The organism is Pseudolabrys sp. (assembly GCF_035943735.1).
GTDB lineage: Bacteria > Pseudomonadota > Alphaproteobacteria > Rhizobiales > Xanthobacteraceae > Pseudolabrys.
Map to the genome: position 1 here is coordinate 108,830 of NZ_DASZBV010000022.1, position 20,411 is coordinate 129,240.

The window sequence follows — 20,411 nt, forward strand, 5'->3', positions numbered from 1 at the left end:
CCGCCGCATCGAGGCGGGCGAGCCTGGGATGACGATCGAGAAGGTCGCGCAAGCCGGCCGCGCAGGGATTGCCGCACGATGAACGAACTCACCCATTGGTCCGGCTACCTGCCGGTGCTGCCGGAAGTCGTACTGGCGCTTGGCGCCATGCTGATGCTGATGGCCGGCGTCATGTTCGGCGAGCGCAGCGGGCGCCTCGTGAATTCCTGGTGCGTGCTGGTGCTGGTTGCGGCGGGGGCGGCGATGCACTGGGTGCCGGCCGGGCATCTCTCGCTCTTCAACGGCAGTTTCATCGTCGACGACTTCTCGCGCTTCCTGCAGATCCTGACGCTCATCGGCTCGGCGGGCGCGCTCTTGTTGTCGCTCGACTGGCTGTCGATCGAGAAGCAGCAGCGTTTCGAGTACGGCGCGCTGTTCATCCTGTCGACGCTCGGCATGATGATGCTGATCGCGGCCGGCGACCTGATCGCGCTCTATCTCGGCCTCGAACTGATGTCGCTGGCGCTCTACGTCGTCGCGGCCTCGGACCGTGAGAACATCAAGTCGACGGAGGCGGGGCTGAAGTATTTCGTGCTCGGCGCGCTGTCGTCCGGCATGCTGCTCTATGGCGCCTCGCTGATCTACGGCTTTACCGGGACCGTGTCGTTCGTTGGCATCGCCAAGGCGACGCATGCCGGCGCCTCGATCGGCCTCGTCTTCGGCCTCGTGTTCCTCTTCGTCGGCTTCTGCTTCAAGATCTCGGCGGTGCCGTTCCACATGTGGACGCCCGACGTCTACGAGGGCGCGCCGACACCGGTCACCGCATTCTTCGCCTCGGCGCCGAAGGTCGCAGCCATGGCCATCTTCGTGCGCGCCACCATCACGGCCTTTCCCGGCATCACGCACGAGTGGCAGCAGATCGTGGTGTTCGTCTCGATCCTGTCGATGGCGCTCGGCTCCTTCGCCGCCATCGGCCAGAAGAACATCAAGCGGCTGATGGCCTATTCCTCGATCGGCCACATGGGCTTCGCGCTGGTGGGCCTCGCCGCCGCCTCGCCGGAAGGCGTGCAGGGCGTGCTGGTCTACATGGCGATCTACGTGGCGATGACGCTCGGCACCTTCGCCGTCATCGTGGCGATGCGGCGGCAGGGCGTGGCGGTGGAGCAGATCTCCGATCTCGCCGGACTGGCGCGGACGCATCCGACCATGGCGTTCTTCTTCGCCATGCTGATGTTCTCGCTGGCCGGCATTCCGCCGCTGGCCGGGTTCTTCGCCAAGTTCTACGTCTTCTTGGCCGCCATCAACGCCGGGCTCTACGTGCTGGCGGTGATCGGCGTGCTGGCGAGCGTCGTGGGCGCCTATTATTATCTGATGATCGTGAAGACGATGTACTTCGACGATCCGAAGGCGAGCTTCGATGCGATGCCGGGCCTGCTGCGGCTCGTGCTGGTGGTCAGCGGCGTCGTCAACCTGTTGTTCTTCGCCTGGCCGGCGCCGATCATTGGCGCGGCCTCGGCGGCGGCGAAATCGCTGTTTTAGAATTCCGAAAGCGCCCGGCGCGCTTTCGTCCTGAATGAACCGCGAAGCCACGGACCTGGCGGGGGTCCGATACCTGAGGTTCGACACGCTCGGCTCCACCAATGCCGAGGCGCTGACGCGTGCGCGCGCCGGCGAGCGCGGACCGCTGTGGATCGCCGCCGCTGCGCAGACCTCCGGTCGCGGCCGCCGCGGCGCGTCGTGGGCGTCGGCGCCGGGCAACCTCACCGCCACCTTGCTGCTGACCGAGCCGTCGCCGTCCGCCACGGCCCCGCAGCTCTCCTTCGTCGCCGCGCTGGCGCTGCATGACGCGGTCGCGGCAAGCGCGCCGCAACTCGGGCCGGCGCTCAAGCTCAAGTGGCCGAACGACCTGCTGCTCGGCGGCGCCAAGCTCGCCGGCATCCTCATCGAAGGCGAGAGCGATCCGGCCTTCGCCGTCGCCATCGGCATCGGCGTCAACTGCGCGCATCACCCCGACGGCACCGCTTACCCCGCGACCGATCTCGCTTCGGCCGGCGCGCGGGTGACGCCGGAGGCGCTGCTCGCCGGGCTGGCCGCCGCCATGGCACGACGGCTGGCGCAATGGGCGCAGGGCGAGGGTTTCGCGTCCATCCGCGCCGACTGGCTCAAGCGCGCCGCCGGCCTCGGCCTCGATATCCGCGTGCGCCTGCCGGAGCGCGAGTTCTCCGGCCGCTTCGAAGGGCTCGATGAGGCCGGCCGGCTGTTGGTGACCGAAGGCGGCGCGCTGACCGCCGTCGGCGCCGGCGAGGTGTTCGGCTTCACTGCAATGACAGAAGAGACACGTTGATGGCTGGACCGCAGCAGGAATTGGTGTTCGCGCCGCTCGGCGGCGTCGGCGAGATCGGCATGAACCTGTCGATCTACGGCCTTGGCTCCGGCAACCGCCGGCAATGGCTCGTGGTCGACGTCGGCGTCTCCTTCGCGGCGGAAGAACACCTGCCCGGCGTCGACCTCATTCTGCCGGACGTGCGTTACCTCGAGGCGGAGCGGAAGAATCTCGCCGGCATCGTCATCACGCACGCGCACGAGGACCATTTCGGCGCGCTGCTCGAACTGTGGCCGCGGCTGAAGGTGCCGGTCTACGCCACGCCGTTTACCGCCGCGCTGCTCGAGGCGAAATGCGCCGGCGAGCCGGGCGCGCCGGAGATCCCGGTGAAGGTGATTCCGGTCGGCGGCCGCTTCACCGTGGGCGCCTTCGACATCGAGCTCGTCACCATGGCGCATTCGATCCCCGAGGCGAACGCGCTGATGATCCGCACGCCCTGCGGCACAGTCCTGCACACCGGCGACTGGAAGATCGATCCGACGCCGATCCTCGGCGACCGCACCGATGAAGCAAAGCTGCGCGCGCTCGGAGAGGAGGGCTGTCTCGCGCTGATCGGCGACTCCACCAACTCCGTGCGCGAGGGCCGCTCTCCGTCGGAGGCCGACGTGGCGAAGACGCTCACCGAGCTGATCAAGGCGGCGAAGGGCCGCGTCGCTGTCACCACCTTCGCCTCCAACGTCGCGCGCTTGCGCGCCGTTGCGGAAGCCGCGCGCGCCGCCGAGCGCGAAGTCGTCGTCGTCGGCCGCGCCATGGACCGCGTGGCGATAATCGGGCGCGAGCTCGGTCTGTTCGGCGATCTGCCGCCGTTCCGGCCGATGGATGCCTACGGCTATCTACCACCGAACAAGGTGGTGGCGCTGTGCACCGGCAGTCAGGGCGAGCCGCGCGCGGCGCTCTCCCGCATTGCCGAGGATCAGCATCCCGAGGTGACGCTCTCGCGCGGCGACACCGTCATCTATTCGGCGCGCACCATTCCCGGCAACGAGAAGGCGGTCGGCCGCGTCATCAACGGCCTGATCGACCAGGGCATCGAGGTCATCACCGACCGCACGCACCTGGTGCACGTGTCCGGCCATCCGCGCCGGGCCGAGGTCGAGGAGTTGCTCTCCTGGGTGAAGCCGCGCATCGTGATCCCGGTGCACGGCGAGGCGCTGCACCTCTCCGAGCACGCGAAGATCGCCCGCAAGGCCGGCGTGCCCGAGGTGATTCAGTGCCGCAACGGCGATCTGGTGCGGCTGGCGCCGAAGGCCGGCCTCATCGACGAAGTGCCGGCCGGGCGCATCTACAAGGACGGGCGTCTGCTGGTCGACGCGCAGGCGCGCACCGTCGCCGATCGCCGGCGGCTGTCGTTCGCCGGCGCCGTGTCGGTCGCACTGGCGCTGACCGAGAAGGGCGAACTCGTCGGCGATCCGTCCTACGATCTCCTCGGCATTCCCGAGCGCGACCGCAAGGGCGATTTCCTGCACGAGCACGTGCACGAGGCGGTGCTGTCCACCTTCGAGTCGCTGCCGCGCGGCAAACGGCGCGATCCCGACGCGGTCGGCGAGGCGGTGCGCCGGGCGGTACGCGCTGCGGTCAATGAGCGCTGGGGCAAGAAGCCCATGTGCTACGTGCACGTGCTGACGGTATAATCGGGCGAACGCGAGGGACTGCATGATCGGCCGTTTGAACCACGTCGCCATCGCCGTACGTGACATCGCCAAAGCAAGCGCGGTCTATCGCGACACGCTCGGCGCGCAGGTGTCCGGCAAGGTGGCGCAGCCCGACCACCGCGTCTTCACGGTGTTCATCACGCTACCGAACACCAAGATCGAATTGCTCGAGCCGATGGGCGCCGACTCGCCGATCGCCAAATTCCTCGACAAGAATCCGGACGGCGGCATTCACCACGTCTGCTACGAGGTCGACGACATCAAGGCCGCGCGCGACAAGCTCAAGCGCCAAGGCGCGCGCGTGCTCGGCGACGGCGAGCCGAAGATCGGCGCGCACGGAAAGCCGGTGCTGTTCCTGCACCCGAAGGACTTCTGCGGCACGTTGGTCGAACTGGAGCAGGCGTAAGTGACCATCACCACCACCACCGCCATCGCCGTCTACTTCCTCGTCTGGTGGGTGACCCTGTTCGCCGTGCTGCCGTTCGGCATGAACCGCCAGGCCGAGGACGGCGACGACACGCCCGGCCGCGATCCCGGCGCGCCGATCGTGCATGTGATGTGGCGCAAGCTCGGCTGGACCACGGTGGTGGCGACCATCGTCTTCGCCATCCTCGCCGCCATCTACCTGAGCGGCGTGATCAAGCTCGACTGGCTGATCAAGACCTTCGGGCCGCCGAAATCGTTCTGACGGAATCCCGACGCAGGCAAAACTGGACAAAAAAAGAGCAGGGCTGCTCGCCCTGCTCGTTTTATCCAGTGTCCTTCCCGATTCTTCTTGTCGCCGAGATCGGGGCGGCTGCGGGTGAACGCGCCGAGGACTTCTTCCCTCCCAAGACTTGGACCGCATTTTGGAGCCGGTCTTGTCGAGCCGGAATTCTCCTGCCACACGGACGCGCGCAAGCTAGCCCATGATTTTCCGGCTGTCACGAATTTTCGTTGCCCTGCTGCGCGTTTTCTTGCAACGACCTTGCCGCGGGCCCTCTGAAGCGGCACGGCCGGTCGCCGTTAGGTCCGCGGCGGCCCTTGTCTTTTGACGGGCGATCCGCTTTGTCTCGCATCGCCGTTCCCGCCCTCGAATCCCGCCGGATTTCCATGCGCCTGTCCCGCTATTTCCTGCCGATCATGCGCGAGACCCCGAAGGAAGCGGAGATCGTCTCGCACCGGCTGATGGTGCGCGCCGGCATGATGCGGCAGGAGGCCGCAGGCATCTACGCGTTCCTGCCGCTGGGCCTGCGCGTCCTGCGCAAGATCGAGCAGATCGTACGCGAGGAGCAGGACCGCTCCGGCGCCATCGAGCTGTTGATGCCGACCATTCAGTCGGCCGACCTCTGGCGCGAAAGCGGGCGCTACGAGGCCTACGGTAAGGAGATGCTCCGTATCGAGGACCGGCACGAGCGCGAGATGCTCTACGGCCCGACCAACGAGGAGATGATCACCGACATCTTCCGGGCCTACGTACGGTCGTACAAGGACCTGCCGCTCAACCTCTATCATATCCAGTGGAAGTTCCGCGACGAGGTCCGTCCGCGTTTCGGCCTGATGCGCGGCCGCGAGTTCCTGATGAAGGATGCCTATTCCTTCGACATCGACCAGGCCGGCGCACAGCACTCCTACAACAAGATGTTTGTCGCCTATCTGCGCACCTTCGCACGCATGGGCCTGAAATCGATCCCGATGCGCGCGGACACCGGCCCGATCGGCGGCAATCTCAGCCACGAGTTCATCATCCTGGCCTCGACCGGCGAATCCGAGGTGTTCTGCCACAAGGACTACCTCGATATGGCGGTGCCGGGCGCCGACGTGAACTTCGACGACGCCGGCGCCATGCAGACGATCGTCGACCAGTGGACGTCGCAATACGCCGCGACCTCCGACATGCACGACGCGGCCGCCTACGGCCTCGTGCCGGTCGACAAGCAGGTGTCGGCGCGCGGCATCGAGGTCGGCCATATCTTCTACTTCGGCACCAAGTATTCGGCGCCGATGAAGGCCGTGGTCGCTGGTCCCGACGGCAAGGAGGTTGCGGTCCATGGCGGCTCCTACGGCATCGGCCCGAGCCGGCTCGTCGCCGCCATCATCGAGGCCTCGCACGACGACGCCGGCATCGTCTGGCCGGAACCGGTGGCGCCGTTCAAGGTGGCGCTGCTCAACCTGAAGCAGGGCGGCGCGGAGACGGACGCCGCGTGCGAGCAGCTCTATCGCGATCTCTCCGCCAAGGGCGTCGATGTGCTCTACGACGACCGCGACGAGCGCGCCGGTGGCAAGTTCGCGACCGCCGATCTCATCGGCGTGCCGTGGCAGGTCCTGGTCGGACCGAAGGGCCTTGCCGAGGGCAAGGTCGAGGTTAAGAAACGCGCGGACGGCACGCGCGAGCAGATGTCCGCCGCCGCCGCTGTGGATTTGCTGACCAGGTAAGCGTCGCTGGCGCTCTTCACCTCTCCCATAGGGAGAGGTCGGATCGCGAAGCGATCCGGGTGAGGGGTTACAAAATTCGAGAGACACGACCCCCTCACCCCATCCCTCTCCCCGACGGGGAGAGGGAGCCGGCCCTGCTGGCGGACCCGCCGTGCCGCGCTCGCGGAGGAGGGGTGCCACACTCCCTTACATCCCGCTTCGAGAAAGCTGTGCGCGGACAAAGGCTTTCGCTGTTACACGGGCTTGAAAGCGCCAGAATCGTGTGAAAATCCACGGTTCGTGGGAACCAAACAACAATGACCGAACCCCAGGGGACGCGGCCCTTCTCCCCGTTTGAATGGATGCTGTCGCTGCGCTATCTGCGCGCGCGGCGGAAAGAAGGATTCATCTCGGTCATCGCCGGGTTCTCCTTCCTCGGCATCATGCTCGGCGTCGCCACGCTCATCATCGTCATGGCGGTGATGAACGGCTTCCGCCACGAACTGCTCGACAAGATCCTCGGGCTCAACGGCCATCTGCTCATCCAGCCGCTGGAGAAGCCGCTCACCGACTGGGCCGACGTTGCGAGCCGCATCGACAAGGTGCGCGGCATCAAGCTCGCCGCGCCGATCGTCGAAGGGCAGGCGCTCGCATCGTCGCCGTTCAACGCCGGCGGCGTCCTGATCCGCGGCATCCGCCTGCAGGACCTCGAAAAGCTTCCCTCGATCGCCAAGAACATCAAGCAGGGCACGCTTGCCAATTTCGACAGCGGGCAGGGCGTCGCCATCGGCCGGCGGCTCGCCGATCAATTGTCGCTGCGCGCCGGCGACAACATCACGCTCGTCGCGCCGCGCGGCGCGGTCACGCCGATGGGCACGACGCCGCGCATCAAGATCTACAAGGTCGCGGCCGTCTTCGAGATCGGCATGTCGGAATACGACAGCGCCATGGTGTTCATGCCGCTGAAGGAAGCGCAGGCCTATTTCAACCGCGCCGGCGACGTCACCGCGATCGAGGTCTATACCGACAATCCCGACAACGTCGACAGCTACCGCAAGGCGGTGCAGGCGGCGGCGCAGCGTCCGATCTTCATGATCGACTGGCGCCAGCGCAACGCGACCTTCTTCAACGCGCTGCAGGTCGAGCGCAACGTGATGTTCCTGATCCTGACGCTGATCGTGCTGGTGGCGGCGCTCAACATCGTCTCCGGCCTGATCATGCTGGTGAAGGACAAGGGGCAGGACATCGCCATCCTGCGCACGATGGGCGCGACGCAAGGCTCGATCATGCGCGTGTTTCTCATCACCGGGGCTTCGATCGGCGTCGTCGGCACGCTGGTCGGCTTCCTGCTGGGCGTGGTCGTGTGCCTCAACATCGAGAACATCCGCGAATTCCTGTCCTGGCTGACCAACACCGAATTGTTCTCGCCCGAACTCTACTTCCTGTCGCATCTGCCGGCCGACATGGACACCGGCGAGACGAGCGCGGTGGTGATCATGGCGCTGGTGCTGTCGTTCCTCGCCACACTCTATCCGTCGTGGCGCGCGGCGCGGCTCGATCCGGTGGAGGCGCTGCGCTATGAATGACACGACCACCATCGACGTCGAGATCGCAGCCGCCGAGGTCGAGGAGGGGGCGCCGGAGCAGAACCCGGTCCTTTTCCTGCACGACATCGAGCGCACCTATCGCCAGGGCGACGAAGCGCTGCACATCCTGCGCGGCGCCGAGCTCGCGGTGTGGCCGGGTCAGTCGATCGCGTTGGTGGCGCCGTCCGGCGCCGGCAAATCGACGCTGCTGCACATCGCCGGCCTGCTCGAGCATCCCGACCACGGCGAGGTCTATATCGACGGCCGCGCCACCGCGAGCCTGCCGGACTCGGAGCGCACGCGGCTGCGCCGCAACCTGATCGGCTTCGTCTATCAGTCGCACCGGTTGCTGCCGGAGTTCACGGCGATCGAGAACGTGATGCTGCCGCAGATGATCCGCGGCCTGTCGCGCAAAGAGTGCGAGAAGCGCGCGAGCGAATTGCTGGCCTATCTCGGCCTGCGCGACCGGCTGCGCCACCGGCCGGCGGAATTGTCCGGCGGCGAGCAGCAGCGCGTCGCCATTGCCCGCGCCGTGGCCAATGCGCCGCGTCTCCTGCTGGCCGACGAGCCGACCGGCAATCTCGACGTCCACACCGCCGACCACGTATTCCAGTCGCTGGCGACTTTGGTGCGCGCCTCCGGGCTCGCCACCATCATCGCCACGCACAACATGGAGCTCGCCGCCCGCATGGACCGCCGCGTCACCCTGCGCGAGGGGCGGGTGGTGGAGATGGAGTAGCGCGGCGGCGGGCAGGCCGCGCGCCGTGTTTCAGCGCGGGCCCACACCTGGCGTCAGGCTTCACTTGATGCACACGCCGGCGATCTGAACCTGCGTATCCGAGAGGGTCCCGTCGGCGTTCTTCATGGGCACCACGAAGATCGCGCCGTCGTAGCCTGGGCCCTTGGCCAGACTGTTAGCCACTGACCATCCGATGATCGTGGGCTGTGGCTTTCCGTCCTCCGTTTTGTAGCCGGTGAACGTCTCGTACACGGCCTTGGCCGACGGCACGTCAACCGAGATGTAGCTCTTGTAGTTTGCGCTGCAGTTCTTCGAGCCGGGATGGATGGCGGCGCTTTTCTTCTCGCCGTTCTTCTGACCGGGTGTGTCGTGCGGCGACTGGAAGCCCGTTCCACTCGGCTCGAGGCACGCGCCCTTGCGCGGCCGGATGTAGAAACGCCACGAGCGTCCGGCATCCTGCGGTTTGCGATTGTAGACAGCAAGGTACTTGGCCGTGGCGCCCGTAACCTCGGGCGTCGGGCAACCTGCCCAGGCCGGCGCTGCGGTGCAGGCGACGGAGAGTGCGGTGGCCAGGAGCTTTCTTGCAGTTTGCATTGCGGCAGTTCCTCCCTGACGTTCGGTTTGTTGATGGGTCGCTGGCATCGCCGCGGTCGTCCGTGCGCATGTACCGCAGGGACTCAGCGTATACCAATAAGTGTACAGTAGATACACGACACGCATAGCGCGTCATGATGTAGCAACCGGAGGAACGCTCCTGTGGTGCGTTACCGCGGGGCCGTGGGCGCGTCCACGCAGGGCGATGGCGTGGCGCGAGCGAGGCCCGATCGCAAAGCCACGCTCAAAGCTTATCGTGATGCAAGGAAGTCTTAACCCCGCCGCGGATTCAGTTTGACGGAAGAACATTCAGTGAACTATGTTCGTGTTCCGTTCATGGAGGGAGACATGATCAAGACCTTCGTTCACGAAGCCGCCGCGCTGGCCTCGCTCGCCCTGTTCGTCAGCATGATCGCCATCTGGACCCAGGTGCTGGGCAACCTGTGAGCCTGCGGGGGGGGGGCCTGAGGTGCCCGCGCTGGAGGCGCGGGCCTCGAAGGACCTCTGACTCGCCTGGGGCCGTTTATCCTTCAAGGCCCGCGTGCTCGGCCTCAGGATGACGGGGACAGGCCGAAGCCGGGGCGTGGCGGTGGTGGACTTGGCGGTGCCGCATCCCCAGTGTGGGTAGCATCACAGAATCACCCGAAGAAGACGCGCTAATGCCCGGTCCGAACTTCGTGCACCTGCACGTGCACTCGTCCTATTCGCTGCTCGAGGGCGCGCTGCCGATCGCCAAGCTCGCCGAGCTGGCCAAGGCCGACAAACAGCCGGCGCTGGCGCTGACCGATTCCGACAACATGTTCGGCGCGCTCGAATTCTCCGAGAAGATCGCCGGCTATGGCATCCAGCCGATCGTCGGCTGCGCGCTGGCCATCGATTTTGCCGACACCGACCACGGCGCGCGCGGCGTCGTCCAGGTCGAGCGCGCGCGCGTCGCGCTGCTCGCCGCGCGCGAGGAAGGCTATCGCAGCCTGATGCGGCTCAATTCGCGCGCCTTCCTGGAATCGCCGCCGAACGAGCCGCCGCGGCTCAAGCTCGACTGGCTCGAGGGCGAGACCGACGGTCTCATCTGCCTCACCGGCGGCCCGAACGGCCCGCTCGACACGGCCATCGCCGGCGGCCAGAGCCATCTCGCCGCCTCCCGCCTCGAGACCCTGATGCGGCTGTTCGGCGACCGCCTCTACGTCGAATTGCAGCGCCACGGCACGGCCTCCGAGAAGCGCACCGAGCCGGTGCTGATCGATCTCGCCTACAAGCATTGTCTGCCGCTGGTCGCGACCAACGAGCCGTTCTTCGCCACCGCCGCCGACTACGAGGCGCATGACGGGCTGATCTGCATCGCCGAGGGCAAGCTGATCGCCGAGACCGAGCGGCGGCAGTTGACGCCGCAGCACCGCTTCAAGACGCGCGCCGAGATGGCGGCCTTGTTCGCCGATCTGCCCGAGGCGATCGAGCACACGGTCGAGATCGCCCATCGCTGCGCCTACCGGCCGCGCACGGCCAAGCCGATCCTGCCGCGCTTTTCGCCCGAGGAGGACGAGGCCGCGGTGCTGCGCAAGGAAGCGGAGGAGGGGCTCGCGCACCGCCTCGCCACCGCCGGCATGGCCGAAGGCGTCAGCGAAGACGAGTACCGCCAGCGCCTCGACTTCGAACTCGGCGTCATCGAGCGCATGAAGTATCCCGGCTACTTCCTGATCGTGTCGGACTTCATCAAATGGGCGAAGGCGCACGGCATTCCGGTCGGGCCGGGCCGCGGCTCGGGCGCCGGCTCGCTGGTTGCCTATTCGCTGACCATCACCGATCTCGATCCGTTGCGCTTCAACCTGCTGTTCGAGCGCTTCCTCAATCCTGAGCGCGTGTCGATGCCGGACTTCGACATCGACTTCTGCCAGGACCGCCGCGACGAGGTGATCCGCTACGTGCAGGATCGCTACGGCCGCGACCAAGTGGCGCAGATCATCACCTTCGGCACGCTGCAGGCGCGCGGCGTGCTGCGCGACGTCGGGCGCGTGCTGCAGATGCCGTACGGGCAGGTCGACAAGCTGTGCAAATTGGTGCCGCAGAATCCGGCCAATCCGATCAGCCTCGCCAAGGCGATCGACGACGAGCCGAAATTACAGGCCGAGGCGGAGGCCGACGCGACCGTCAAGCGCGCCTTTGCCATCGCCAAGAAGCTCGAAGGCTTGAACCGCCACGCCTCGACGCACGCCGCCGGCATCGTCATCGGCGACCGGCCGCTGTCGCAGCTCGTGCCGCTCTACCGCGATCCGAAATCAGACATGCCGGTCACCCAGTTCAACATGAAATGGGTGGAGCAGGCGGGCCTCGTCAAATTCGACTTCCTCGGCCTCAAGACGCTCACCGTGCTGCAGACCGCGGTGAAGCTCGTCAAGCGCCGCGGTATCGACATCGATCTCGGGCAGATCCCGCTCGACGACAAGAAGACCTACGACCTGCTGGCGCGCGCGGAGGCGGTGGGCGTGTTCCAATTGGAAAGCGCCGGCATGCGCCGCGCGCTGCTCGACATGCAGCCGGACCGTTTCGAGGACATCATTGCCCTGGTCGCGCTCTACCGGCCGGGCCCGATGGCCAATATCCCGACCTACTGCGCGCGTAAACATGGATTAGAGACGCCCGATTACATCCACCCGAAACTGGAGGCGGTGCTCAAGGAGACCTTCGGCGTCATCGTCTACCAGGAGCAGGTGATGCAGGCGGCGCAGATCCTCGCCGGCTATTCGCTCGGCGAAGCCGACCTCCTGCGCCGCGCCATGGGCAAGAAGATCAGGAAGGAGATGGAGGCGCAGCGCGAGCGCTTCGTCTCCGGCTGCGTCGAGAACGGCATCGAGAAGGCGAAGGCCAACGAGATCTTCGATCTGCTCGAGCGCTTCGCCGAATACGGCTTCAACAAGAGCCACGCTGCGGCTTACGCGCTGGTCGCCTACCAGACCGCCTACATGAAGGCGAATTATCCGGTCGAATTCCTCGCCGCGTCCATGACACTCGACATGGGCAACACCGACAAGCTGTCGGAATTCCGCGCCGAGGCCGAGCGCCTCGGGCTCAAGATCGACCCGCCGTCGGTCAACCGCTCCGAAGTCGCCTTCGAGGTCGATGGCAACACGATCATCTACGCGCTCGCCGCGCTCAAGGGCGTCGGCCGGCAGGCAGTCGAGTCGATTGTCGAAGCGCGCGCGAAAGGCCGGTTCAAGGATATTGCCGACTTCGCGGCGCGCATGAATCCGCGTTCGGTCAACAAGCGTGTGCTGGAAAGCCTCGCCGCCGCCGGTGCTTTCGACGAGTTTGAGAAGAACCGCGCCCGCGTATTCGGCGGCATGGACGTCGTGCTCGGCCGCGCCCAGCACGCGCACGAGACCGCCGCGATCGGCCAGAGCGAATTGTTCGGCGGCGCCGGCCGGCCGGAACCGATCGTGCTGCCCAACGTCGAGCCGTGGCTACCGGCCGAGCGATTGAAGCGCGAATACGACGCCATCGGCTTCTTCCTCTCCGGTCATCCGCTCGACGATTACGCCGCGGTGCTCAAGAAGATGCGGGTGCAGCCGTGGGCCGACTTCGCGCGCGCCGTGAAGGCCGGCGCCACGGCCGGCAAGGTCGCGGGCACCGTCGTGGCGCGGCAAGAGCGGCGCACCAAGACCGGCAACAAGATGGGCATCATCGGCCTGTCGGACCCGACCGGCGCTTACGAGGCGGTGATCTTCTCGGAGGGGCTGGCCGAGCACCGCGATCTGCTCGAGCCGGGCACGGCGGTCCTGCTGACGGTCTCGGCGGAAGTGCAGGGCGACGAGGTGCGCACGCGCATCCAGGCGGCCGAGGCGCTCGACCGCGCGGCGGCCAATCTGGCCAAAGGTCTGCGCGTCTTCCTGCGAGACAATGCGCCGATCGAGGCCGTCGCCAAGCGGCTGGAGCCTGCCCCGCGCGCGGGCAGCGGAGACGGGAAGGTGAGTGTTATCCTGCTATTACAGCAAGGGACCGAAGTTGAGGTAGAACTTCCGGGTCGGTTCAAAGTCTCGCCCCAGATCGCCGGTGCCATCAAGGCCGTGCCGGGCGTTGTTCAGGTCGAGGCGCTGTAGATCAGCCTCTTGACAATAGTCCTTGCTGTTAGAATATTGTCTGTGCCGCGCTGGCTGCCCGGTGCGCTCTCATGAGGCACGCCGCGTCGCCGACGGACCGACGGCCCGACAACGGCCGCTGTCGCTGAGGCCGCTCATGCGGTGTCAGCGGTGGAGCGCCGGGAGGCGCAGCACCCGGGCGGTGGGCCTCGCAAACCTGCCGCAGTTGCGGTGCGCGCGCCCGGGAGCAGGCCTCGCAAACCCGCTCTCGATATCGGGCGCGCGGGCTGCCCGATCGCAAGGGCGGTCCAAAGGGGGCCTCGCAAGCCCTCTGGCGCCATCGCAAGTCGGGTTTAGCCGACTTGCGCACGTGAATGCCGATCTCGGGTGAACCCGAGATCGGGGTGCGCTCCATTCCCTCTTCGGAGGGGAGGAAAAAGGGACACCGGCGCGCCCGCGCCGTCAAAGGACAGGGCCGATGAGTCACGTCTGGCGCGTAGCAAACGAGCGCGCGGCGTCGACCTTAACCCCCTGTCCCGCCTTGCTTCCTCCGGAAACCGCCTATATAAGCCCGGCATCACTCACGCGGACGTTCGGCTGCGGCCCCGACAATGGGTTGCCTCGCCATCCGGTGGCCTCGTTTTCCCCAACGAAAACAAGCGCTCACAACCGTCCGCGGCGGACCAACCGGAGAAGATCTATGGCACTTCCTGACTTTTCGATGCGTCAGCTGTTGGAAGCTGGCGTGCACTTCGGCCATCAGGCCCACCGCTGGAACCCGAAGATGGGGCAATACATCTTCGGCACCCGCAACAACATCCACATCGTCGACCTCGCGCAGACCGTGCCGATGCTGCACCAGGCGCTGCAGGCGGTCAGCGACACCGTCGCAAAGGGCGGCCGCATTCTCTTCGTCGGCACCAAGCGCCAGGCACAGGATCAGATCGCCGACGCTGCCAAGCGTTGCGCCCAATATTATGTCAATTCGCGCTGGCTCGGCGGCACGCTGACCAACTGGAAGACCATCTCCGGCTCGATCTCGCGCCTGCGCAAGCTCGACGAGATGCTCGCCTCCGGCGACGCTGGCGGCTACACGAAGAAAGAGCGCCTGACGATGCAGCGCGAGCGCGACAAGCTCGACCGCTCGCTCGGCGGCATCAAGGACATGGGCGGCATTCCCGACCTGATCTTCGTGATCGACACCAACAAGGAAGACATCGCCATCAAGGAGGCGCGGCGCCTCAACATTCCGGTGGCGGCGGTGGTCGACACCAACTGCGATCCGGCCGGCATCACCTACGTCGTGCCGGGCAATGACGACGCCAGCCGCGCCGTCTCGATGTACTGCGACCTCGTCGCCCGCGCCGCCATCGACGGCATCTCGCGGGCACAGGGTGACGCCGGCATCGATCTCGGTGCGCAGGAGAAGCCGACCGTTGCCGAAGAGATCCCGACGCAGCCGTCCGGCGATCTCGGCTTCGAGCAGCTTCCCGGGCCGCGCGGCGTCGCCGACGACCTGAAGAAGCTGCCTGGCGTCTCCGGCACCGTCGAGAAGCAGCTCAACGATCTCGGCATCTTCCACTACTCGCAGATCGCCGAGCTCAACGAAAAGGCCGCGCACAATGTCGGCGAAGAGGTCGGTCTTCCCGCCCGCGTCGCCAGCTGGGTCGCCAAGGCCAAAGAGCTGACTGCCGAGTAAGCGCGAAATCGCGCGGGCGCCCGACGGATCGCCGGGCGCCCATTCTATACGAAGCGCCGCTGCGTTGCGGCGTGAGTGGCCGGGAACGAGCCCGGCCGCGATTCCATTTCGAGGATTGTGACATGGCAAATATCTCCGCCCAGATGGTCAAGGAGCTGCGCGAGTCGACCGGCGCCGGCATGATGGATTGCAAGGCGGCCCTCAACGAGACCGGCGGCGACATGACCGCGGCGCAGGACTGGCTGCGCAAGAAGGGACTCTCCAAGGCTGCCAAGAAGGCCGGCCGCGTCGCCGCCGAAGGCCTCATCGGCGTCGAGGTGGCCGGCACCAAGGGCGTCGTTGTCGAGGTCAACTCGGAGACCGACTTCGTCGCCCGCAACGACCTGTTCCAGGGCCTCGTCGCCATGATCGCCGACGTCGCGCTCGGTGTCGGCAGCGACGTCGAGGCGATCAAGGCTGCCAAGGTCGGCTCTATCACCATCGCCGACGCGATCAATGACACCATCGCCAAGGTCGGCGAGAACATGACTCTGCGCCGGGCCGCGACTCTCAGCGTGAGCAAGGGCGCGGTCGGCATGTACGTGCACAACTCGGTCACCGAGGGCCTCGGCAAGATCGGCGTCCTGGTGGCACTGGAGTCGCCGGGCAAGACCGACGAACTCGCCACGCTCGGCCGCATGGTTGCGATGCACGTCGCCGCGACCAACCCGCAGGCGGTCGAAGCCGCGGGCCTCGACCCCGACCTGGTCAAGCGCGAGAAGGACGTCCTGGCCGACAAATTCCGTCAGCAGGGGAAACCCGAGAACGTCATCGAGAAGATCGTCGATTCAGGCCTGAAGACCTTCTACAAGGAGGTCTGCCTGCTCGAGCAGGCCTACGTGCACGATTCGGCCAAGACGGTTGCGCAGGCGCTCAAGGAAGCCGAGGGCAAGGTCGGCGGCGCCATCAAGGTGACCGGCTTCGTCCGCTTCGCGCTCGGTGAAGGCATCGAGAAGCAGGACAGCGACTTTGCCGCCGAGGTGGCGGCCGCGGCCGGCCAGAGCTGAACAGTCGCCGCCAAGCGAGGGACTTCGCGCACCATGGCTGATCCGCTTTACCGCCGCGTGATCGTCAAGTTGTCCGGCGAAGCCCTCTGCGGCGACGGCGATTTCGGCATCGATCAGGCAACGGTCGAGCGGCTCGCCGCCGACCTCGTCGCGACCACGAAGCTGGGCGTCGAGCTCGGCGTCGTCGTCGGCGGCGGCAACATCTTCCGCGGCGTCGAGGTCTCCGAGCGCGGCGTGCCGCGTCCGGTCGGCGACACGATGGGCATGCTCGCCACGGTGATGAACTGTCTGGTGCTCGAGGCGGCTATCGAACGCGCCGGCCACGAGGCGCGCACGCTCTCGGCGCTGGCGATGCCTGCGGTCTGCGAGCAATACAATCGCAAGCGGGCGATGAAGAATCTGGGCAAGGGCAGGGTGGTGCTGCTCGCCGCCGGCACCGGCAATCCGTTCTTCACCACCGACACGACCGCGGTTCTGCGCGCGGCCGAGCTCGACGCGCAGGCGGTGCTGAAGGCGACCAATGTCGACGGCGTCTACACCGCCGATCCGAAGAAGGATCGACAAGCGAAACGCTACGAGCGGCTGACGCACCAGGAAGCGATCGAGAAGGACCTGCGGGTCATGGACGGCGCCGCCTTCGCGCTTGCCCGTGAAAACCGTATGCCTATCATCGTGTTTTCGATCGCGGACAAAGGCGCGGTCGAAGCTGTGCTGCGCGGCAAGGGCCGCGCCACCGTCGTCGCCTGACGCGTCGGCGCAATTTGAAAGCGGCGCCGGTAGGTCCGGCGCGACTTGAACGACACGTTGCACCTCTGGGGTTTTGTATGGCCAACCCAACCTACGACATCAACGACATCAAGCGCCGCATGCAGGGCGCCAGCGCCGCGCTGAAGACCGAATTGTCCGGCCTGCGCACCGGCCGCGCCTCGGCGCATCTCCTCGATCCGGTGATGGTCGAGGCCTATGGCAATCAGATGCCGCTCATCCAGTGCGCCAGCGTCACAGTGCCGGAGCCGCGCCTGATCTCGGTCAATGTGTGGGACCGCTCGCTGGTGAAGGCGGTGGAGAAGGCAATCGTCGATTCCAACCTCGGCCTGTCGCCGGCGACCGAAGGCCAGACCATCCGTCTGCGCATTCCCGAGCTCAACGAAGAGCGGCGCAAGGAACTCGTCAAGATCGCGCACAAATACGCCGAGACCGCGCGCGTCGCCGTGCGCCATGTCCGTCGCGACGCCATGGACCTGATCAAGAAATTGGAGAAAGATCACGCCATCAGCAAGGACGACCACGATCGTCACTCGGCCGAAGTTCAGAAGGCGACCGATGCCGGCATCGCCGAGATCGACCATCTGCTGTCGGCCAAGGAAAAGGAGATCCTCACCGTCTGAGGTGAATGTCCGATGACCGAGGTCAAGGTCCCATCCGACGCGATGCCGGCCATGCCGGTGCCCCGACACGTTGCCATCATCATGGACGGCAACGGGCGGTGGGCTGCGGCGCGCGGCCTGCCGCGGGTCGAGGGCCATCGCCGCGGCGTCGAGGCGGTGCGGCGCACCGTCCGCGCGGCTTCCGACATCGGCATCCAGATCGTCACCATCTTCTCCTTCAGCGCCGAGAACTGGGCGCGGCCGGCGAGCGAGATCGGCGAGCTGATGGGCCTGTTGCGCCGCTTCATCCGCAACGATCTCGCGGATTTGCACAAATCGAACGTGCGCGTGCGCATCATCGGCGAGCGGGAGGGACTCGACCCCGAGATCGGGCGGCTGCTCAACGACGCCGAGGAACTGACGCGCGACAATGACGGGCTGACCCTTGTCGTCGCCTTCAATTACGGCGCGCGGCAGGAGATCGTGCGCGCGGCCAGGCGGCTCGCCGAGCAAGTGGCCGCCGGCGCGCTGTCGCCGTCCGACATCGACACCGACCGCCTCGCGCGGTTCCTCGACGCGCCCGATCTGCCGGATCCCGATCTCATCATCCGCACGAGCGGTGAGCAGCGCCTGTCCAATTTCCTGCTCTGGCAATCGGCCTACAGCGAGCTCGTGTTCGTGCCGACCTACTGGCCGGACTTCGATCGCGGTACGCTCGAGGCGGCGATCCGCGAATACCAGCAGCGCGAACGCCGTTTCGGCGGGCTCGTCGCCAAGACCGGATCCTGACCCGGTGCGTGACAGCGCATCGCAGCCCGTCTCCGACCCGCCCGCTCCGGCGGCGCCGGCGATGAGCAACCTGGCGCTGCGCGCGGTGTCCGCAATGATCCTGGCGCCCATCGCGGTTGGCGCCGCCTGGCTCGGCAGCTGGCCGTTCGCGGTGTTCTGGCTGATCGCGGCGCTCCTCGTGCTGTGGGAGTGGATCCATCTCGTCGCCGGCCCCGGCCACAAATTGATGTTTTCCGCCAGTGGCTCGGCGCTCGCTGTTGCCGCGCTGGTGGAGTTTCGCGATCGACCGATCGCCGCGGGATTGCTGATCGTTCTTGGCGGCATCGCGGCTTTGATCTTCGCCCAGCGCGGTCGTCGCGTTTGGATCGTCGCCGGCATCGGCTATTCCGGGATGATGCTGTTGTCGCCGCTTCTGCTGCGCATCGATCCCGATTACGGCTTCCTCGCCATCGTTTTGTTGTTCGCCGTGGTGTGGGCGACCGACATCGTCGCCTATTTCGTCGGACGCGCGATCGGCGGTCCTTTGCTCTGCCCATCGGTCAGTCCGAAGAAGACCTGGTCGGGCGCGTTCGGCGGCGCGGTCGGCGCGATGGCGGCCGCGGTAGCCATTGCGCATCTCTTCGGCGCAAACCGGCAGGTTTTCGCGGTTCTTGGCCTGCTCTTGTCGGTCGTGGCGCAGCTCGGCGATCTGCTCGAATCCTGGATCAAGCGCCACTTCGGCGCCAAGGATGCCAGCCACTTGATCCCCGGGCATGGCGGCGTCATGGACCGGCTCGACGGCTTCTGGGCCGCGGCCTTGGTCGCCTGCCTGGTCGGGCTGGCGCGCGGCGGTCTTCACAACGCGGCACTGGGTCTCCTGATATGGTGAACGTACGACACGCCAGAAACGTTGTGCCGGGGCACGCCCCGGTGCCCGCGGCCGGCATGCGCAGCATCACCATCCTCGGCGCGACCGGATCGATCGGCACCAGCACCGTCGATCTGATCAAGCGCAACCGCGATCGCTACCGAGTCGAGGCGGTCGCGGCCGGACGCAACGTGCCGGCGCTCGCGCGGGTGGCGCAGGAAGTCGGCGCGCGCGTCGCCGTCGTGTCGGCGCCGTCAGCCTATGCGGAATTGAAAGACGCACTCGCCGGCAGCGGCATCGAAGTGGCGGCGGGTGAGGACGCGTTGGTCGAGGCGGCGACACGGCCGGCCGACTGGATCATGGCGTCGATCGCCGGCGCCATCGGGCTCAAGCCGACGCTCGCGGCCATCGAGAAGGGCATGACGGTCGCGCTCGCCAACAAGGAGTGCCTCGTCTGCGCCGGCGGGCTTTTCATGCGCCGCGCCGCCGCGAGCGGTGCCACCGTGCTGCCGGTCGACTCCGAGCACAACGCCATTTTCCAGGCGCTGCATTCCGGCCCCCGCGAGGGCGTACGCCGCATCATCTTGACCGCCTCCGGCGGTCCGTTCCGCACCTGGAGCATGGAGCAGATCCGCGCCGCGAGCCCGGAGCAGGCGCTCAAGCATCCGAACTGGTCGATGGGACCGAAGGTCACGATCGATTCCGCGACCCTGATGAACAAGGGTCTCGAACTGATCGAGGCGCATCACCTGTTCCAGCTACCGTCCGCCGAAATCGATGTGCTCGTGCACCCGCAGTCGGTGGTGCACGGCATGGTCGAATATCGCGACGGCTCCGTCGTCGCGCAGCTCGGTGCGCCCGACATGCGTATCCCGATCGCGCACTGTCTCGCCTGGCCGGCGCGCATCGACGGTCCGTCGCCGCGCCTCGACCTCGCCAAGGTGCGTCAGCTGACCTTTGAGGATCCGGACCTCGACCGCTTCCCGGCTCTCGGCCTGGCCCGGCAGGCCATGGAGGCGGGTGGGGCAGCGCCGACCGTGCTCAATGCTGCCGACGAGGTGGCAGTCGCCGAGTTCATCGCCGGCCGCATCCCGTTCATGGCCATCCCGGCCTTGGTCGAGGCGACGCTGGACGCGGCGGCCGGCCGCGGCCTCCTGGCCGAGCCGGACAGTATCGAGGCCGCCCTCGGCGTTGACCATGATTCACGACAGTTGGCCCGGAGCCTCTTGCCCGAAATTGCCGTAAAGGCATCCTAGTAACCTTTTG

At 66.6% G+C, this 20,411-nt stretch carries 17 protein-coding genes; 16 read left to right on the forward strand and 1 reads right to left on the reverse strand.

The window, feature by feature from the left end:
- Positions 1–78: 78 nt before the first annotated feature.
- The 8 genes from nuoN (at position 79) to VGV41_RS17500 (ending at position 8,733) form a co-directional block, all read left to right on the forward strand.
- On the forward strand, positions 79–1,518 hold the full coding sequence (gene nuoN / locus VGV41_RS17465) for an NADH-quinone oxidoreductase subunit NuoN (RefSeq protein ID WP_326865234.1): 1,440 nt from the start codon (positions 79–81) through the stop codon (positions 1,516–1,518).
- 34 nt (positions 1,519–1,552) lie between these two features.
- On the forward strand, positions 1,553–2,323 hold the full coding sequence (locus VGV41_RS17470) for a biotin--[acetyl-CoA-carboxylase] ligase (RefSeq protein WP_326865236.1): 771 nt from the start codon (positions 1,553–1,555) through the stop codon (positions 2,321–2,323).
- A complete protein-coding gene (locus tag VGV41_RS17475; RefSeq protein WP_326865237.1) occupies positions 2,323–3,993 on the forward strand; it encodes a ribonuclease J in 1,671 nt (556 codons plus the stop codon). The genes VGV41_RS17470 and VGV41_RS17475 overlap by 1 nt, the downstream gene beginning before the upstream one ends.
- A 22-nt stretch (positions 3,994–4,015) precedes the next feature.
- Complete coding sequence (gene mce, locus VGV41_RS17480; RefSeq protein ID WP_326865238.1) at positions 4,016–4,420, forward strand: methylmalonyl-CoA epimerase; 405 nt, start codon at positions 4,016–4,018, stop codon at positions 4,418–4,420.
- The gene (locus VGV41_RS17485; RefSeq protein ID WP_326865239.1) at positions 4,421–4,702 is read left to right on the forward strand and encodes a DUF1467 family protein; all 282 of its coding nucleotides are present in this window, start codon (positions 4,421–4,423) and stop codon (positions 4,700–4,702) included.
- Positions 4,703–5,106: 404 nt separating this feature from the next.
- A complete protein-coding gene (proS, locus tag VGV41_RS17490; RefSeq protein ID WP_326865240.1) occupies positions 5,107–6,429 on the forward strand; it encodes a proline--tRNA ligase in 1,323 nt (440 codons plus the stop codon).
- 296 nt (positions 6,430–6,725) lie between these two features.
- Complete coding sequence (locus VGV41_RS17495) at positions 6,726–7,994, forward strand: lipoprotein-releasing ABC transporter permease subunit (protein ID WP_326865241.1); 1,269 nt, start codon at positions 6,726–6,728, stop codon at positions 7,992–7,994.
- A complete protein-coding gene (locus tag VGV41_RS17500; RefSeq protein ID WP_326865242.1) occupies positions 7,987–8,733 on the forward strand; it encodes an ABC transporter ATP-binding protein in 747 nt (248 codons plus the stop codon). The genes VGV41_RS17495 and VGV41_RS17500 overlap by 8 nt, the downstream gene beginning before the upstream one ends.
- 60 nt (positions 8,734–8,793) lie before the next feature.
- Here the strand turns inward: VGV41_RS17500 and VGV41_RS17505 are convergent, their stop codons facing one another.
- The gene (locus tag VGV41_RS17505) at positions 8,794–9,327 is read right to left on the reverse strand and encodes a hypothetical protein (RefSeq protein ID WP_326865243.1); all 534 of its coding nucleotides are present in this window, start codon (positions 9,325–9,327) and stop codon (positions 8,794–8,796) included.
- Between the two features lie 659 nt (positions 9,328–9,986).
- Here VGV41_RS17505 and dnaE point away from each other — a divergent pair.
- The 8 genes from dnaE to dxr all read left to right on the forward strand — a co-directional run bounded on the left by dnaE (position 9,987) and on the right by dxr (position 20,401).
- Positions 9,987–13,418 (forward strand): DNA polymerase III subunit alpha, encoded by a 3,432-nt coding sequence (dnaE, locus tag VGV41_RS17510; RefSeq protein ID WP_326865244.1) that lies wholly within the window; start codon positions 9,987–9,989, stop codon positions 13,416–13,418.
- 679 nt (positions 13,419–14,097) lie between these two features.
- Positions 14,098–15,096, forward strand: a complete 999-nt coding sequence (locus tag VGV41_RS17515) for a 30S ribosomal protein S2 (protein ID WP_326865245.1) — start codon at positions 14,098–14,100, stop codon at positions 15,094–15,096.
- A 122-nt stretch (positions 15,097–15,218) separates the two neighbouring features.
- Positions 15,219–16,142 carry a translation elongation factor Ts gene (tsf, locus tag VGV41_RS17520; protein ID WP_326865246.1) on the forward strand — a complete coding sequence of 308 codons (924 nt, stop codon included), beginning with the start codon at positions 15,219–15,221 and terminating at the stop codon, positions 16,140–16,142.
- Between the two features lie 33 nt (positions 16,143–16,175).
- A complete protein-coding gene (pyrH, locus tag VGV41_RS17525) occupies positions 16,176–16,889 on the forward strand; it encodes a UMP kinase (RefSeq protein WP_326865247.1) in 714 nt (237 codons plus the stop codon).
- 77 nt (positions 16,890–16,966) lie between these two features.
- Complete coding sequence (frr, locus tag VGV41_RS17530) at positions 16,967–17,530, forward strand: ribosome recycling factor (RefSeq protein ID WP_326865248.1); 564 nt, start codon at positions 16,967–16,969, stop codon at positions 17,528–17,530.
- Positions 17,531–17,542: 12 nt separating this feature from the next.
- Entirely contained in the window at positions 17,543–18,298 is a 756-nt protein-coding gene (locus tag VGV41_RS17535) for an isoprenyl transferase (protein WP_326865249.1), read from the forward strand.
- A gap of 4 nt (positions 18,299–18,302) precedes the next feature.
- A complete protein-coding gene (locus VGV41_RS17540) occupies positions 18,303–19,166 on the forward strand; it encodes a phosphatidate cytidylyltransferase (protein WP_326865250.1) in 864 nt (287 codons plus the stop codon).
- Positions 19,160–20,401, forward strand: a complete 1,242-nt coding sequence (dxr, locus tag VGV41_RS17545) for a 1-deoxy-D-xylulose-5-phosphate reductoisomerase (protein ID WP_326865251.1) — start codon at positions 19,160–19,162, stop codon at positions 20,399–20,401. The genes VGV41_RS17540 and dxr overlap by 7 nt, the downstream gene beginning before the upstream one ends.
- The last annotated feature ends 10 nt before the right edge of the window (positions 20,402–20,411 follow it).

What these genes read in the sequence shown, in the direction of transcription:
- VGV41_RS17470 (WP_326865236.1), top strand. Translation starts at nt 1,553, where the DNA reads ATGAACCGCGAAGCCACGGACCTGGCGGGGGTCCGATACCTGAGGTTC.
- pyrH (WP_326865247.1), top strand. Translation starts at nt 16,176, where the DNA reads ATGGCTGATCCGCTTTACCGCCGCGTGATCGTCAAGTTGTCCGGCGAA.
- VGV41_RS17500 (WP_326865242.1), top strand. Translation starts at nt 7,987, where the DNA reads ATGAATGACACGACCACCATCGACGTCGAGATCGCAGCCGCCGAGGTC.
- proS (WP_326865240.1), top strand. Translation starts at nt 5,107, where the DNA reads ATGCGCCTGTCCCGCTATTTCCTGCCGATCATGCGCGAGACCCCGAAG.
- VGV41_RS17505 (WP_326865243.1), bottom strand. Translation starts at nt 9,327, where the DNA reads ATGCAAACTGCAAGAAAGCTCCTGGCCACCGCACTCTCCGTCGCCTGC.
- VGV41_RS17535 (WP_326865249.1), top strand. Translation starts at nt 17,543, where the DNA reads ATGACCGAGGTCAAGGTCCCATCCGACGCGATGCCGGCCATGCCGGTG.
- VGV41_RS17515 (WP_326865245.1), top strand. Translation starts at nt 14,098, where the DNA reads ATGGCACTTCCTGACTTTTCGATGCGTCAGCTGTTGGAAGCTGGCGTG.
- dnaE (WP_326865244.1), top strand. Translation starts at nt 9,987, where the DNA reads ATGCCCGGTCCGAACTTCGTGCACCTGCACGTGCACTCGTCCTATTCG.
- nuoN (WP_326865234.1), top strand. Translation starts at nt 79, where the DNA reads ATGAACGAACTCACCCATTGGTCCGGCTACCTGCCGGTGCTGCCGGAA.
- VGV41_RS17495 (WP_326865241.1), top strand. Translation starts at nt 6,726, where the DNA reads ATGACCGAACCCCAGGGGACGCGGCCCTTCTCCCCGTTTGAATGGATG.
- tsf (WP_326865246.1), top strand. Translation starts at nt 15,219, where the DNA reads ATGGCAAATATCTCCGCCCAGATGGTCAAGGAGCTGCGCGAGTCGACC.
- mce (WP_326865238.1), top strand. Translation starts at nt 4,016, where the DNA reads ATGATCGGCCGTTTGAACCACGTCGCCATCGCCGTACGTGACATCGCC.
- frr (WP_326865248.1), top strand. Translation starts at nt 16,967, where the DNA reads ATGGCCAACCCAACCTACGACATCAACGACATCAAGCGCCGCATGCAG.
- VGV41_RS17475 (WP_326865237.1), top strand. Translation starts at nt 2,323, where the DNA reads ATGGCTGGACCGCAGCAGGAATTGGTGTTCGCGCCGCTCGGCGGCGTC.
- dxr (WP_326865251.1), top strand. Translation starts at nt 19,160, where the DNA reads ATGGTGAACGTACGACACGCCAGAAACGTTGTGCCGGGGCACGCCCCG.